This window comes from Achromobacter sp. FW305-C-30-7 (genome assembly GCF_058783105.1).
In genome coordinates this window covers 127,698-141,359 of sequence record NZ_JBYSYI010000013.1, presented here as the reverse complement: position 1 = coordinate 141,359, position 13,662 = coordinate 127,698, and the positions used below count along the sequence as shown (strand labels likewise).

14 protein-coding genes are annotated in these 13,662 nt (G+C 66.4%); 8 read left to right on the top strand and 6 right to left on the bottom strand.

Features of this window, described 5'->3' with window-relative positions:
• Positions 1–19 precede the first annotated feature (19 nt).
• From tolA to AC3WOB_RS29355, 6 genes are all read left to right on the top strand, one after another.
• Positions 20–1,129, top strand: a complete 1,110-nt coding sequence (gene tolA, locus AC3WOB_RS29380) for a cell envelope integrity protein TolA (protein ID WP_492276971.1) — start codon at positions 20–22, stop codon at positions 1,127–1,129.
• Positions 1,130–1,145: 16 nt separating this feature from the next.
• A complete protein-coding gene (gene tolB, locus AC3WOB_RS29375; protein ID WP_041654868.1) occupies positions 1,146–2,468 on the top strand; it encodes a Tol-Pal system beta propeller repeat protein TolB in 1,323 nt (440 codons plus the stop codon).
• A gap of 31 nt (positions 2,469–2,499) precedes the next feature.
• Positions 2,500–3,000 carry a peptidoglycan-associated lipoprotein Pal gene (pal, locus tag AC3WOB_RS29370; RefSeq protein WP_013391490.1) on the top strand — a complete coding sequence of 167 codons (501 nt, stop codon included), beginning with the start codon at positions 2,500–2,502 and terminating at the stop codon, positions 2,998–3,000.
• An 87-nt stretch (positions 3,001–3,087) separates the two neighbouring features.
• Complete coding sequence (gene ybgF, locus AC3WOB_RS29365) at positions 3,088–3,777, top strand: tol-pal system protein YbgF (RefSeq protein ID WP_013391489.1); 690 nt, start codon at positions 3,088–3,090, stop codon at positions 3,775–3,777.
• Complete coding sequence (locus tag AC3WOB_RS29360; protein ID WP_013391488.1) at positions 3,777–4,820, top strand: FecCD family ABC transporter permease; 1,044 nt, start codon at positions 3,777–3,779, stop codon at positions 4,818–4,820. The genes ybgF and AC3WOB_RS29360 overlap by 1 nt, the downstream gene beginning before the upstream one ends.
• The gene (locus AC3WOB_RS29355; protein WP_492276970.1) at positions 4,817–5,626 is read left to right on the top strand and encodes an ABC transporter ATP-binding protein; all 810 of its coding nucleotides are present in this window, start codon (positions 4,817–4,819) and stop codon (positions 5,624–5,626) included. The genes AC3WOB_RS29360 and AC3WOB_RS29355 overlap by 4 nt, the downstream gene beginning before the upstream one ends.
• Positions 5,627–5,643: 17 nt before the next feature.
• On the opposite strand, the gene AC3WOB_RS29350 is transcribed toward AC3WOB_RS29355, so the two are convergent.
• The gene (locus AC3WOB_RS29350; protein ID WP_013391486.1) at positions 5,644–6,141 is read right to left on the bottom strand and encodes a YbaK/EbsC family protein; all 498 of its coding nucleotides are present in this window, start codon (positions 6,139–6,141) and stop codon (positions 5,644–5,646) included.
• Between the two features lie 128 nt (positions 6,142–6,269).
• On the opposite strand from AC3WOB_RS29350, the gene AC3WOB_RS29345 reads away from it, so the two are divergent.
• The gene (locus AC3WOB_RS29345) at positions 6,270–7,079 is read left to right on the top strand and encodes an alpha/beta fold hydrolase (protein WP_013391485.1); all 810 of its coding nucleotides are present in this window, start codon (positions 6,270–6,272) and stop codon (positions 7,077–7,079) included.
• Between the two features lie 119 nt (positions 7,080–7,198).
• Here AC3WOB_RS29345 and AC3WOB_RS29340 read toward each other — a convergent pair whose 3' ends face one another.
• A complete protein-coding gene (locus tag AC3WOB_RS29340) occupies positions 7,199–7,669 on the bottom strand; it encodes an Lrp/AsnC family transcriptional regulator (protein WP_013391484.1) in 471 nt (156 codons plus the stop codon).
• 244 nt (positions 7,670–7,913) lie between these two features.
• Here AC3WOB_RS29340 and AC3WOB_RS29335 point away from each other — a divergent pair, with 244 nt between their 5' ends.
• Positions 7,914–8,870, top strand: coding sequence for a DMT family transporter (locus AC3WOB_RS29335; RefSeq protein WP_492276969.1), 957 nt, complete (start codon positions 7,914–7,916; stop codon positions 8,868–8,870).
• Positions 8,871–8,888: 18 nt separating this feature from the next.
• On the opposite strand, the gene fusA is transcribed toward AC3WOB_RS29335, so the two are convergent.
• From fusA to AC3WOB_RS29315, 4 genes are all read right to left on the bottom strand, one after another.
• Positions 8,889–11,000, bottom strand: coding sequence for an elongation factor G (gene fusA / locus AC3WOB_RS29330; RefSeq protein ID WP_013391482.1), 2,112 nt, complete (start codon positions 10,998–11,000; stop codon positions 8,889–8,891).
• A 270-nt stretch (positions 11,001–11,270) separates the two neighbouring features.
• Positions 11,271–11,735, bottom strand: coding sequence for a universal stress protein (locus AC3WOB_RS29325; RefSeq protein WP_013391481.1), 465 nt, complete (start codon positions 11,733–11,735; stop codon positions 11,271–11,273).
• A 100-nt stretch (positions 11,736–11,835) separates the two neighbouring features.
• Positions 11,836–12,180: a protein tyrosine phosphatase family protein gene (locus tag AC3WOB_RS29320; protein ID WP_013391480.1), complete on the bottom strand. Its 345-nt coding sequence runs from the start codon at positions 12,178–12,180 to the stop codon at positions 11,836–11,838.
• A gap of 41 nt (positions 12,181–12,221) precedes the next feature.
• A complete protein-coding gene (locus AC3WOB_RS29315) occupies positions 12,222–13,634 on the bottom strand; it encodes an aminotransferase-like domain-containing protein (RefSeq protein ID WP_085947831.1) in 1,413 nt (470 codons plus the stop codon).
• Positions 13,635–13,662 lie beyond the last annotated feature (28 nt).

Genomic DNA, 13,662 nt, shown 5'->3' with positions numbered 1-13,662 from the left:
CCGCCGGCATGCAACGCTCATGACGCCACCCATAATCCGACACCGCAGCGGCCCCCCGGCCACCCCGCCGAACCACGACAACCGGAAGGCATTGATTCTGGCCGTGGCGGTGCACGTGCTGCTGCTGATCGTCTTGATCTTTGGCGTGAACTGGCGCTCCGAGAGCCCCGGCCCCGTACAGGTCCAGCTCTGGGCTGACGGCAACTCGCCCGACTCTCCGCCGCCCACGCCGCAACCCGAACCGCCGAAGCCGCAGCCCAAACCGGAACCCAAGCCGGAGCCTGAAAAGGCGCCCGAGCCGCCTCCTCCGCCGCCTCCTCCTCCCAAGCCCGAGCCCGAAGCTCAGCCCAAGACCGAGGAAGTCGACCCCGAAATCGCGCTGCAGGAAGCCAAGAAGAAGCGCGAGCAGGAAGAAAAGGCACGCCAGGCGGCCGAAGCCGCCAAGGAAAAGGCGCGCCTCGAGGAAGAGCGCAAGCAGGCCGAACTGAAGGAAAAGAAGCGTCTGGAGCAGGAACGCCTGGCCGCCGACAAGGCTGCTGCCGAGAAGGCCGCGGCTGAAAAGGCTGCTGCCGACAAGGCGGCCGCGGAAAAGAAGGCCAAGGACGACGCCGCCAAGAAGGCGGCGGCGGAGAAGGCCGCTGCCGAAAAGGCCGCCGAGGAAAAGGCTGAAAAGGCCGCCGCCGAGAAAGCCGCCGCCGAGAAAAAGGCTGCGGCCGAGAAGAAGGCCAAGGAAGAAGCCGCCAAGAAGGCCGCTGCCGACAAGGCGCTGAAGGATGCCTTCCGCAACGACGCCCTGGGCGCCGCCGGCATCCCCGGCGGCACGGCCGACCGCAACCAGGCGGGCGGCGGACGCGACAGCGGCTATGGCGCCAAGGTCCGCGCCTGCGTGCAACCCGGGGTGGCATATCCGCCCCCGGCCCGCAGCGGATCGGAAAATCCCACGGCACAATACCGGGTACAGTTAGGTTCCGACGGGAAGGTCAATGGCGTCACTTTGACCAGTTCTTCGGGCAATGCCGGCTTCGACCGCGCGGTCGAGACGGGCATCCGCCGTTGCAACCCGTTCCCGAAGCCCTCGACGGGCCGCTACGAACCCATTATTGACGTTGTGTACAGAATGTATGATTGACAGGAGATTGATGAATATGACTCCCGCTTATAGCCGACGAGTACCCCCCCTCGCTCTCTGGCGATCGTATGGACTCGGTCTGCTGATGCTGACCCTGGCCTGCCTGATGGCCATCAAGCCCGCCCATGCGCAGCTGCGCGTCGACATTTCCGGCACCGGCGCCACCCAGTACCCCGTGGCCATCGCCGATTTCGCGGTTGACGACACCCATGGCCGCGCCTTGGCCGAAGTGATCCGCGCCGACCTGACCCGCACGGGCCAGTTCCGCCTGATCAACGCCGCAGGTTCCGGCCTGAATGTGGACTCCCCCATCGCCCACGACGACTGGCGCGGCAAGGGCGCGGATTTCATCGCTTACGGCAGCATCACGCGCGGCGGCGACGGCCGCTACGACGTCCGCTACCGCCTGGCCGACACGGTCAAGAAGAGCCAGTTGGATGGCGTGGCGTTCTCGGGCACCGAGCAGGAACTGCGCCGCGTCGCGCACCAGATCGCCGACCGCATTTACGAGAAGATCACCGGCGTTAAGGGCGTCTTCTCGACGCGTATCGCGTATGTGCTGAAGAAGGGCGCCACCTACGAATTGCAGGTGGCCGACGCCGACGGCCAGAATCCCCAGGTGGCACTGCGTTCGCGCGAGCCCATCATCTCGCCGTCCTGGTCGCCCGATGGCTCCAAGCTCGCCTATGTGAGCTTCGAATCCGGCAAACCTGTCGTCTACGTGCACAATCTGGCCACCAGCGCCCGCTCGCCTGTCGCCAACTTCAAGGGCAACAACAGCGCACCCGGCTGGTCGCCCGACGGCAGCAAGCTGGCCGTGGCCCTGACCCGCGATGGTTTGTCGCAAATTTACATCGTTGGCGCAACGGACGGCTCCAATCCGACGCGAGTTACGCGTTCTCCCGGGATTGACACCGAACCGAGCTTTACGCCAGACGGTGCTTCCATTATCTTTACGAGTGACCGCAGCGGCGGGCCGCAAATCTATCAGACCGGCTCGAGTGGCGGCGAAGCTCGCCGCCTCACGTTTAATGGTGGTTACAACATATCACCCCGAATTTCCCCCGATGGATCGACGCTACTGTACGTTGCAAGACGCGACGGCGCGTTTCGTATCGCATCGCTGAACCTGTCCTCAGGCTCCGAGACCTTGCTGACTGATGGTCGTGACGATCAGTCCCCGAGTTTTGCGCCAAATGGAATGCAAGTCCTCTACGCCGCCATCCAAAATGGACGTAGCGTGCTTGCGGGTGTGTCGAGCGATGGCCGCGTACGGCAGACGCTTTCGGTACTGAATGGGGAAATACGTGAACCGACTTGGGGCCCATTTACCCGATAACACGTGTGACTCTCTTTGCAAAGGAACTATCATGAAGTCGCGCATTGCCAAAAGCCTAACCATCGCCGCTCTGGCTGCCGCCCTGGCAGCTTGCAGCTCCGTCCCTCTCGACGATAAAGCGGGTCAGGGCGGAGGCGCTGGCCAAGGATCCTCGGCCTCTGGCCAGATCCTTGATCCCTTCAACCCCCAAAGCATCCTGGCGCAACAGCGCTCGGTGTACTTTGACTTCGACAGCTACACGGTGTCGGACCAGTACCGCAGCTTGGTCGAAACCCACGCCAAGTACCTGGCCTCGCATCAGCAGCAGACCATCAAGATCGAAGGCAACACCGACGAACGCGGCGGCGCTGAATACAACCTGGCCCTGGGCCAGCGCCGTGCCGACGCCGTGCGCCGCATGATGACCCTGCTGGGCGTCAGCGACAACCAGATCGAAACCATCAGCTTCGGTAAAGAAAAGCCGAAGTCGACTGGCACGTCGGAAGCCGACTTTGCGGAAAACCGCCGCGCCGATATCGTTTATCGCCGCTAAGCTTTTTCGTATAGTCTAGAGCCCTACCACGCGTCGGGACGGTCAACCGGCCGTCCCGACGTTTGTTTTTATACCCCGGGAATTTTCATGCGCGATAACGTTCTGTCCCTGCGTCCTCTGATTGCGGCCACCGGCTTGGTGCTGGCGGCCCTGGCGGCGCCCGCCCACGCTTTTTCCGACGATGAAGCCCGCCGGGCCATCCTGGATTTGCGCCAACAGGTGCAGCAGCAGAACGAACAAAGCCAGCGCGCCAAGCTGCAACTGGCCGACCAGATTCAGGCTCTGCAGCAGGAAGTCGCCCAACTGCGCGACCAGCTGGAACTGGTATCGCGCCAGCAGCCCTCGGCCAAGCCGGGCGGCGCCGCGGGCAGCGCCAATCCTCCGGGAGCCTCTGCCGGCGACCCCCAGGAACAGGCGGCCTATGATGGCGCGATCGACCTGTTCCGCAAGGGCCAGTACAAGGAAGCGTCCGAATCGCTGGCCGCGTTCACCGCCCTGTACCCTGCCAGCCAGCTCGCGCCCAGCGCCCAGTTCTACCTGGGCAGCAGCCGCTACGCGCTGAAGGACTTCAAGGGCGCCATCGAACAGTTGAACGCCATGGTGCAGAAGGCCCCGGACAACGCGCGCGCGCCGGACGCCCTGCTGGTCATCGCCGGCAGCCAGATCGAAATGAACAACCGCGCCGGCGCCAAGACCACGTTGCAACGCATCGTCCGCGACTATCCGACCACGCCGGCCGCGAGCACGGCCAAGAGCCGTCTGCAGCTGCTGCAGTAATGCCGCCAACCGCGAACGCGGTTGCCGCCTACCGGCACATTCTGCGCCGCCGGGCAGGGCTTATCGCCCTGCTGTTGGCGGCGCTTTTCATTGCGCTGCTGGCCGACTTCACGGTGGGTCCGTCCGGCCTGCCCTGGGGCGAGCTCTGGCAGACGCTCACCCGCCCCGCCGCCGCCGACCCGACCACCCGCGTGATCGTGTGGGACATCCGTCTGCCGTCCGCGCTGATGGCCGCGCTGGTCGGCATGGCGCTGGGGATGGCGGGCGCCGAAATGCAGACCATCCTGAACAATCCGCTGGCCAGCCCGTTCACCCTTGGCGTGTCTTCAGCCGCCGCTTTCGGGGCCTCGCTGGCCATCGTGCTGCAGCTCGGCGTGCCCGGCATCCCCGCCGGTTGGCTGGTGGCGGGCAATGCCTTCCTGTTCGCCTTGCTGGCGGCCTTGATGCTGGATGCGGTGACCCGCTGGGGCGGCATGAACACGTCGGGCGTGGTGCTGTTCGGCATCGCCATGCTGTTCACCTTCAATGCCCTGGTATCGCTGGTGCAGTTCATGGCCAGCGCCGAAGCGCTGCAGAACCTGGTGTTCTGGACCATGGGCAGCCTGTCGCGCTCCAGCTGGATCACCGTGGCCGTGCTGGCAGCGGCCTTCGCCCTGGCGCTGCCGCTGGCCATGCGCCAATCCTGGAAACTGACGGCGCTGCGCCTGGGCGAGGACCGCGCCGCGAGTTTCGGCGTGGACGTGCGACGGGTGCGCGTCGCGGCGCTGGCCCGGGTCAGCCTGCTGTCGGCGCTGGCGGTAGCTTTTGTCGGCACCATAGGCTTCATCGGGCTGGTCGCGCCGCACATTGCGCGGCGGCTGTTCGGCGAGGACCACCGGTTCTTTCTGCCGGGTAGCGCACTGGTGGGCGCCGTGATCCTGTCGCTGGCGTCGATCGCTTCCAAGAATCTCATGCCGGGCGTGATCGTGCCGATCGGCATCGTGACCTCCCTGGTCGGCATCCCCTTCTTCGCGTCGGTCGTGCTGCGCCGGCGCATGCCATGACCGCGCCCCAGACCGCTCCCTCGTCTGCGCTGGCCGTGCGCGGCCTGACAGCCGGCTATGGCCGCGCGGACGTGCTGCATGGGCTGTCGCTGCCTGAACTGGCAACCGGCCAGGTGACCGCCCTGCTCGGCCCCAACGGCAGCGGCAAATCCACGCTGCTCAAGGCCCTGGCTGGCCTGATACGCGTGCGCGCTGGCGACGTGGCGCTGGATGGACGGGACCTGGTCCGCCAGAGCTTCGGCGAGCGCGCGCGTCATGTGGTCTACCTGCCCCAGGGCCTGCCCGCCGCCGTGCACCTGCGGGTATTCGAGTCCGTGCTGGTGGCGGCCAAGGCCGGCGACGGCCTGGCCACGCCGGTGGACATGCAGGCCATAGACCGCCTGCTGGAACGGCTGGGCATTGCCCATCTGGCCTTGCAGTACCTGGATTCGCTATCCGGCGGACAGAAGCAACTGGTGGGACTGGCGCAGGCGCTGATCCGGCATCCGCGCGTGCTGCTGCTGGACGAACCGCTGTCGGCGCTGGACCTGAACTATCAGTTCCACGTCATGCGGCTGCTGCGGCAGGAGACCCGGGAGCATGGCTTGATCAGCGTCATCGTGCTGCATGACCTGAACGTGGCGCTGCAGCACGCCGACCGCGCGGTCATGATCCATAAAGGCGGGCTGCATGCCGCAGGCTTGCCGGCGGACGTGATCACGCCGGCCTCGCTGGCGGCCGTGTACGGCGTCGAAGGGCGGGTGGAGACCTGCTCGCGCGGCTTGCGGCAAGTGCTGATCGACGGCCTGGACACGCACCCGCACTGATTGTGGCGGGCGCGGACTCAGCCGCGCAGGGCCACATCCACGACCGGTGCGCCAGTCATATCCGCCAGTTGCCGCGGCGTCAGGTTGAACACCGCATGCGGATGTCCCGCCGCGGCCCACAGGCTGTCGTAGTTGAACAGGTCCGCGTCCAGCAGCATCACCGGCTTGACCGCATGGCCGATGGGACATACGCCGCCGATCGCATAGCCGGTCATGTCACGCACGAATTTCGCGTCCGCCTTGGCCAGCGCGCCCACCTGCGCGGCCACCTTGGCCTCGTCCACGCGGTTGGCGCCGCTGGCGATGACCAGCACCGGAGCGTCGTCCGTGGCGCGCCGGAAGATGATGGACTTGGCGATCTGCGCAACCTCGCAGCCTAGCCCCGCCGCCGCTTCCGCCGAGGTCTTGCCGGTTTGCGGCAGGACCACCACGGGTTTGTCATGGCCCAGCTCCAGCAGCAGGCGCGCGACGCGCTGGGCGGATTCGGGCAAGGCGGCAAGCGACTCAGGGGACATCGGGGCGGCTCCGTAGTGGTGCGAAGCCGGCGCGGACAGCGCGCCGGCAGGTCGGAAACGAGTTTATCAGCGCCGCCGGCAGACGCCAGCGGGCTAGAATGCGGACCTGGCTTTCCCATACGACACCCATGCGTTCCGAACCCGTCCTGCCCCTGCAAACCGCGCTGATCGGCGGCTACGCCATGTCCTACACCGAGTACGGCAGCGGCGCGCCCATGGTGCTGGTGCATGGCTCCCTGTCCGACTGCCGCTACTGGAAGTCGCAGATGGCGCCGCTGGGCAAGTCGTTCCGCGTGCTGGCGGTGTGCCTGCGCCGCTACTGGCCCGAAACCTGGGACGGCGAGGGCGAAGGCTTTTCGATCGAGCAACATGCCAATGACGTGCTGGAGTTCATCGATACCGTGGCCGGCGGACCGGCCCATCTGGTGGGCCATTCCCGCGGCGGCCGCGTGGCGCTGGAAGCGGCGCTGCAACAGCCCGGCGCGCTACGCAGCCTGACCCTGGCCGACCCCGGCCTGCCCCTGCCGGGCGACGACGACCAGCGCGGCGGCTTTCGCCAGCGCGCGCTGGCCCTCATCCGCGACGGCGAGATCGAAACGGGCCTGGCGCTGTTCGTCGATACCGTGACCGGACCCGACACTTGGCAGCGCATGGTGCCGTGGTTCAAGGAGATGGTGCGCGATAACGTCGGCACGCTGTTCGGGCAGGCCGAGGAAAAGCCCGAAGCGCTGACGCCGGCGCAGATCGGCACGCTGAAGCTGCCGACCCTGCTGATCGGCGGCGCCCTGAGCCCCGCGCCCTACCCGGCCGTGCTGGACGCCCTGTCGCAGTGGCTGCCGCAAGCGCAGCGCGTGACGATCACGGGATCGTCGCACGGCATGAACCTGGGCAATCCCCGCGCCTTCAACGGGGCCATCGAGACGTTCATCGGCGGCTGAGCCGGTGCCCGGCCGAGTGCCGGAGTCCGGCCGAGAGTGCGCCTGGCTGGGCGCGTCCGACAATGCGCTTTTGGGCGTCGCGTTAGGGCTCGAGCGAGGGTGCACGCTTGGGGGTTGAGCTAGGGCTCGACCGAAGGCGTGTGCTTCAGACGCCGCAACACGAAGGTAGAACGGCTGTGCCGCACGCCACGCAGCTTGTACAGCCGCTTGCGCAGGAATTCCTCGTAGCCTTCGGTTCCCGCCACCGCCACCTTGATCAGATAGTCGTACTCGCCCGTCACGAGAAAGGCCTCGACCACTTCAGGCAGCCGCGTGATTTCTTCGCCGAAACGCGCCAGAGTGTCGTCGTCGTGATGCTCCAGCGTCACCTCGATCATGACGGTGTCCGGCAAACCCAGCGCCTTCTGGTTCAGCAGAGCCGCGTAGCCCTCGATCACGCCCGCCTCTTCCAGCGCCTTGACCCGGTTCCAGCAGGGCGTGGGCGACAGCCCCACCTGTTCGGCCAGCTTCAGATTGGTGAGGCGTCCGTCCGCACGCAAGGCGCGCAGGATCTTGCGGTCGGTTTCGTCGATCTTGGGGGGTGTGGGCATGGCGGGCTTGATCTGAAGATAATATCTCTTAAAAAAACAATTCTACAAGACAGATATTTCCCATATTCCGCCAATAAGGCGTGAATCAGGAAACCTATTTTGCTTTCCTACCCGTAGACTCTCCTGCAAGGCAGCCACCTATCCCGGCCGTCCGATTTCGGCGTCCACGCTGCGGCACAACCCGGCACAGACGCCGGCAGGTTCAACGCAGCACGCCGCGCGCCGATCCGCGCGGCAGGAAACCATGTCTCTCGCAGCAGCAGCACCCGCAAGAACCGGCCTGGGCCTCTCCGGCACCGCCATGCTTTTCGCCGCTCCGGCGCTATTCGCCTCCAACATGGTGGCAGCCCGCTGGGCTCATGACGCCAACCTTCCCCCCGTCTTCCTGGCTTTCGGCCGCTGGCTGATCGCCTTGCTGATCCTGTTGCCGCTGGCCGCGCCCGCCCTGCGCGCGCACCGCAAGACGCTGTGGCGCGCTTTGCCATCGCTGGCGCCCCTGGCGGTGCTGGGCATGGGCGTGGCGGTGGCTCCGCAATACATCGGCGCGCAGAGCACCAGCGCGACCAACATCGCCCTGATCTTTTCTTGCAGCCCCATCCTGGTGGCGCTGCTGGAGGCCGTCATCTGGCGCAAGCCGCTGTCCGCCCTGCGCGGCGCGGGACTGGCGCTGGCCCTGGGCGGCGTGCTGGTGGTGCTGGCGCGCGGCGACGCGCAGACATTAGCGCGGCTGGCTTTCGGCCAGGGCGACCTCTGGGTGTTGTTGGCCGCCACCGGCTGGGCCCTCTATACCGTGCTGCAAAAGCGCCTGCGCCTGCCTGCGGTGCCCGACAGCGCGCGGCTCGCGACCTTGATGCTGGGCGGCGTGCTGGCGCTGGCGCCCTTCGCCGCCATCGAGGCCGCGGCTGGCGCCACGCCGCCCTGGGGCGATCCGCGCCTGGCGGCAGTGCTGCTGTTCCTGGCGGTGGTGCCCAGCCTGGGCGCGTACTACGTGTATGGCCGCCTGATCAGCCAGGCCGGCCCGGCCACCGCGGGACTATCGATGTTCCTGGTGCCGGTCTATGCCGCGCTGCTGGCCTGGCCGCTGCTGGGCGAAGCCCCGCAGCTGTTCCATGCCTACGGTTTTGTGATGATCCTGCTGGGCGTGAAACTGGCTTCGTCGCGCATGCGCGCGGCGGCGCCCACGGCCGCCGCCCCCGCCTGACACGCACGACTCTCGGACTCAGCGGCCGGCGCCCTGGGCCGCCATCACTTCCTGCGCCACCTGGCGCGGCGCCTCGGCATAGTGCTTGAACTCCATGCTGTAGGTCGCGCGCCCCTGGGTCAGCGAACGCAGCGACGTCGAATAGCCGAACATCTCGGCCAGCGGCACTTCGGCCCGCACCAGCTTGCCGCTGCCGCCGGCGATGTCCTCCATGCCCTGCACCATGCCGCGCCGCGACGACAGGTCGCCCATGACGTTGCCGGTAAAGTCCTCGGGCGTTTCCACTTCGACGTGCATCATGGGCTCCAGCAGCACCGGATCCGCACGGCGCATGCCTTCCTTGAAGGCCATCGAGCCCGCCATCTTGAAGGCGTTCTCGTTCGAGTCCACGTCGTGATAGGACCCGAAGAACAGCGTCGCCTTCACGTCCACCACCGGGTAACCCGCCAGCACGCCCGCATTCAGCGCTTCGCGTATGCCCTTGTCGACCGCCGGAATGAATTCGCGCGGCACCACGCCGCCCTTGATGGCGTCGACGAATTCGTAGCCCTTGCCGGGTTCCTGCGGCTCCAGCTTGAGCACCACGTGGCCGTATTGGCCCCGCCCGCCCGATTGCTTGACGAACTTGCCTTCGACCTCGTTGCAGGCCTTGCGTATGGTTTCGCGGTACGCGACCTGGGGCTTGCCCACGGTGGCCTCGACGCCGAACTCGCGCTTCATGCGGTCGACCAGGATTTCCAGGTGCAGTTCGCCCATGCCGGAGATGATGGTCTGCCCGGATTCCTCGTCGGTGCGCACGCGGAAGGACGGGTCCTCTTGCGCCAGGCGGCCCAGCGCGATGCCCATTTTTTCCTGGTCGGCCTTGGTCTTGGGCTCCACGGCCTGGGAAATCACGGGCTCCGGAAACACCATGCGTTCCAGGATGATGATGTGGGCGGGATCGGTCAGCGTGTCGCCGGTGGTGACGTCCTTGATGCCCACGGCCGCGGCGATGTCGCCCGCGTAGACCTCGGTGATCTCGCGCCGCTCGTTGGCGTGCATCTGCAGGATGCGGCCCAGCCTTTCCTTCTTTTCCTTGATGGGATTGAAGACGGAGTCGCCCGACTTCACCACGCCCGAATAGACACGGAAGAACACCAGCTGGCCGACGAAGGGGTCCGTCATGATCTTGAAGGCCAGGGCCGAGAACGGTTCGTTGTCGGTGGGATGGCGTTCGATTTCGTGGTCGCGCACATCGTGGCCTTTGATCGCGGGCACATCAACGGGCGAAGGCATGTAGTCGATGACCGCGTCCAGCATGGCCTGCACGCCCTTGTTCTTGAACGCGCTGCCACAGAGCATGGGCACGATTTCGTTGGCGACCGTGCGCATGCGCAGGCCCTGCTTGATCTCGTCCTCGGTCAGCGCTTCGCCGGACAGGTATTTCTCCAGTAGGGTTTCGTTGGCTTCCGCCGCCTTTTCCACCATCTTGTCGTGCCATTCCTGGGCTTGCGCCTGCATGTCGGCGGGAATGTCGCGATACTCGAAACGCACGCCCTGGCTGTCCTCGTCCCAGATGATGGCCTTCATTTTGACCAGGTCGATCACGCCTTCGAAATGGTCCTCGGCGCCCACCGGCAGTTGGATGGGCACCGCGTCGCCGTTCAGGCGTTCGGCGATCTGGCGCTGCACGCGCAGGAAATCCGCGCCGACCCGGTCCATCTTGTTGACGAAGGCCAGGCGCGGCACCTTGTACTTGTTGGCCTGACGCCAGACGGTTTCGGATTGCGGCTGCACGCCGCCCACGGCGTCATAGACCATGACCGCGCCGTCCAGCACGCGCATGGAACGCTCGACCTCGATGGTGAAGTCGACGTGGCCCGGCGTGTCGATGATGTTGATGCGGTGTTCGGGATAATTGCCCGCCATGCCCTTCCAGAAGGCGGTGGTGGCGGCCGACGTGATGGTGATGCCGCGTTCCTGCTCCTGCTCCATCCAGTCCATCACGGCGGCGCCGTCGTGCACTTCGCCGATTTTATGGGTGATGCCGGTGTAGAAGAGGATGCGCTCGGTGGTGGTCGTTTTGCCCGCGTCGATATGGGCGCTGATGCCGATATTGCGGTATAGCTCGATACGCGTCTTGCGAGTCATGGCCTCTTCCCTTGCAGTGAACTACCGGGCGAAGACGGCAAGCCCGACCGGGCCTTGCCGCGGCGGGCGCCATGCCGCGTAGGGTGCTTGAGAATGGCGAAATCGCGCCCGCACTGATGCGTAAATATTACGCGCGGCGTGCCAAGAAACAAGCCTAGTCCCTGCAAGGGCCAAGGATAAAAAAAGCCCCTCCATCAGGAGGGGCTCGTTCGCCATGCGCCAGCCTGGGGCAACTCCGTAGAGCGTTCCGCGGCGGCTGATGCGGGCAGGCTACTTCTTTTCTTCCTTGACGCGATACACCAGCACTGCCGTGCTGGCCAGCGACAGGACTTTGGCGGTGACGCTGCCCAGCAGCAGGCGCGACAGGCCGCTGCGGCCGTGGCTGCCGATGAAGATCAGGTCGCAGCCGGCGTCGGCGGCAGCTTGCACGATGCCGTCGGCCACGTTGAAGTTGGACACGGCGCGCGATTCGGACTTCACGCCGGCGGTGTCGGCGCGATCGGTGATCTGCTTGAGGTACTTGTCGGCCTGCTCGGCGGAGGCTTTTTCGTAGTCTTCGTCGGTAATGGCGTAAGCGGCGGCCATGCCGTCGAAACCGATCGTGGCAGCGAAAGGCTGGGTCACGTAGAGGGCGACGACTTCAGCGCCCACGGAGCGCGCGAAGCAAATACCGGCGTTGGCGGCCTGGGCCGAGAGCGGGGAACCGTCGGTGGGAATCAGGATCTTCTTGAACATCTTGCCTGCTCCTGTCTGTAAGGTACCTCCATGCTACCGGAAACGCGCCAGGTTCACATCAACGGAACCCGGCGCGCCTTGACGCGCGTCAAGCGCGCGTTCAGCCCAGTTGCTGGGCGGCGGCGAACAGATTGGTGCAGCGCGTGCCGGTGCGGCAATACGCCAGGACCGGGCCCGGCAGGGTGCGCAGCAACTCGGCGAAGCGCACCACGTCGGCGGAGGTCATGGCGCTGCCCACCACGGGCTGGTACTCGATCTGCAGGCCGGCGGCCAGCGCGGCCTTGGACACGTCCGCGGCGGTGGGCTGGTCCGGGCCGCCTTCGAAATCGGGACGGTTGATGATGACGCTCTTGTAGCCGGCGGCGGCGACGTCCGCCATGTCGTCCGGGCCGAGCTGCGGCGCGACGGCGAAATTCTGGGTCAGGGGCTTGATGGGTGCGGACATGGCGTTTCCTTCAATGGCGTCAACGAGATAGCTCTCTATTATTAATTGCTGGAGGCGTTTTGCGCGAAGATTTTTTCCAGATCGGTCCAGACGCCGCGATGATCGACGATGGTGACCGAAAAGCGCAGCATGGTCGAAGGCGCCTGTGACGGGGAAAATAGCGTGCCCGGCGCCAATAACATGCCGTGATCCGCCGCCACGCGCGCCAGCGCCTCGGTATCGCGGCCATAGTCAGCCCAGACGAACATTCCCGCATGCGGCTCGTGCGGCACGGTCAGCCCCAGCTTCAGCAGCCCTTTCAGGCAACGCTGGCGGGCGTCGTCCACCCGCAGGCGCACGCGCTCGATGTGGCGGCGGTATTGCCCTTCCATCAGCACGCGGTGGATGACCCGCTCGCCCAGTTCGGGCGAGGTCAGGCCGGCCAGCATTTTCAGGTCCGCCAGCTTCTGCAGCATCTCGGGATTCGCGGCCAGGTAGCCCACGCGCAGGCTGGCGGCCAGCATCTTGGAATAGCCGCCTACCAGAATCACCCGTTTCAGGCCGTCCAGCGCGGCCAGTTTCATGGCGCCGCCAGGGTGCAGTTCGCCGTAGGTGTCGTCTTCGACCACCAGGAAATCGTGGCGTTCGGCGATGCGCAGGATGTCGTAGGCGACGCCGGCCGACAACCGGTGGCCGGTGGGATTGTGCACCGAGCTGTTGATGATGAAGAGCTTGGGCTTGTGCTGGGCCGCCAACTGTTCGAGCAGCGCCGTGTCGGGGCCGTCGGGGCCGCGCGGCACGCCGATCAGGCGCGCGCCGAAGGCAGCCAGGCGGCCGAAGATGACGAACCAGGCGGGATCTTCGACCAGCACGGTGTCGCCCGGCTTGACCAGGTGCCGCGCGATCAGGTCCAGCCCGTGCGTGACGCCGTTGGTGGTGAGCAGATTGAGTTCCGGGTGCGCCGGCACGCCGTCGTTCTGCAGGAAGGCGGCGATCTGCTGGCGCAGCGGCGCAAAGCCCTGCGGATGTCCATAGCTGACCAGGTGTCCGCGCACCGAACGCCCCACCGCGCGCACCGCCCCCGCCACCATCTCCGGATCCAGCCAGTCCGCCGGCAGCAGCCCCGCGCCGCCCGGCATGCCTGAGGGATTGGTGTCGCGGAACATGCTGCGCAGCAGCCAGGCGACGTCGATGCGGGCAGGCGGCGTCAGCGCCACGGGCGCCGCGCTGGCGACCGCCGCCAACTGGCCGCTGCGCGCCCGCACGAAGAACCCTGCGCCGCGGCGCGATTGCACCAGGCCACTGGCCACCAGACGGTCGTAGGCCTCGACCACGGTGAAGCGGCTGACGCCCGACTGTTCCGCCATCTTGCGGATCGACGGCAGCCGGGTGCCGGGCCGCAGCCCCTGTTCGTCGATGCGGCGCGCCAGCCCGTCGGCCAGTTGCGCCACCAGGGTGGCGTCGGCCTGGCGCACGGGCTGCCAGGGCATGGAGGGGGTCGCG

Excerpts from the sequence above, each read along its gene's own strand:
- tolA (WP_492276971.1), top strand. The coding sequence starts at position 20 with ATGACGCCACCCATAATCCGACACCGCAGCGGCCCCCCGGCCACCCCG.
- AC3WOB_RS29350 (WP_013391486.1), bottom strand. The coding sequence starts at position 6,141 with ATGTCCCCTGAGTCGCTTGCCGCCTTGCCCGAATCCGCCCAGCGCGTC.
- AC3WOB_RS29340 (WP_013391484.1), bottom strand. The coding sequence starts at position 7,669 with ATGCCCACACCCCCCAAGATCGACGAAACCGACCGCAAGATCCTGCGC.
- AC3WOB_RS29345 (WP_013391485.1), top strand. The coding sequence starts at position 6,270 with ATGCGTTCCGAACCCGTCCTGCCCCTGCAAACCGCGCTGATCGGCGGC.
- tolB (WP_041654868.1), top strand. The coding sequence starts at position 1,146 with ATGACTCCCGCTTATAGCCGACGAGTACCCCCCCTCGCTCTCTGGCGA.
- fusA (WP_013391482.1), bottom strand. The coding sequence starts at position 11,000 with ATGACTCGCAAGACGCGTATCGAGCTATACCGCAATATCGGCATCAGC.
- AC3WOB_RS29360 (WP_013391488.1), top strand. The coding sequence starts at position 3,777 with ATGCCGCCAACCGCGAACGCGGTTGCCGCCTACCGGCACATTCTGCGC.
- ybgF (WP_013391489.1), top strand. The coding sequence starts at position 3,088 with ATGCGCGATAACGTTCTGTCCCTGCGTCCTCTGATTGCGGCCACCGGC.
- AC3WOB_RS29355 (WP_492276970.1), top strand. The coding sequence starts at position 4,817 with ATGACCGCGCCCCAGACCGCTCCCTCGTCTGCGCTGGCCGTGCGCGGC.
- AC3WOB_RS29325 (WP_013391481.1), bottom strand. The coding sequence starts at position 11,735 with ATGTTCAAGAAGATCCTGATTCCCACCGACGGTTCCCCGCTCTCGGCC.
- AC3WOB_RS29320 (WP_013391480.1), bottom strand. The coding sequence starts at position 12,180 with ATGTCCGCACCCATCAAGCCCCTGACCCAGAATTTCGCCGTCGCGCCG.
- pal (WP_013391490.1), top strand. The coding sequence starts at position 2,500 with ATGAAGTCGCGCATTGCCAAAAGCCTAACCATCGCCGCTCTGGCTGCC.
- AC3WOB_RS29335 (WP_492276969.1), top strand. The coding sequence starts at position 7,914 with ATGTCTCTCGCAGCAGCAGCACCCGCAAGAACCGGCCTGGGCCTCTCC.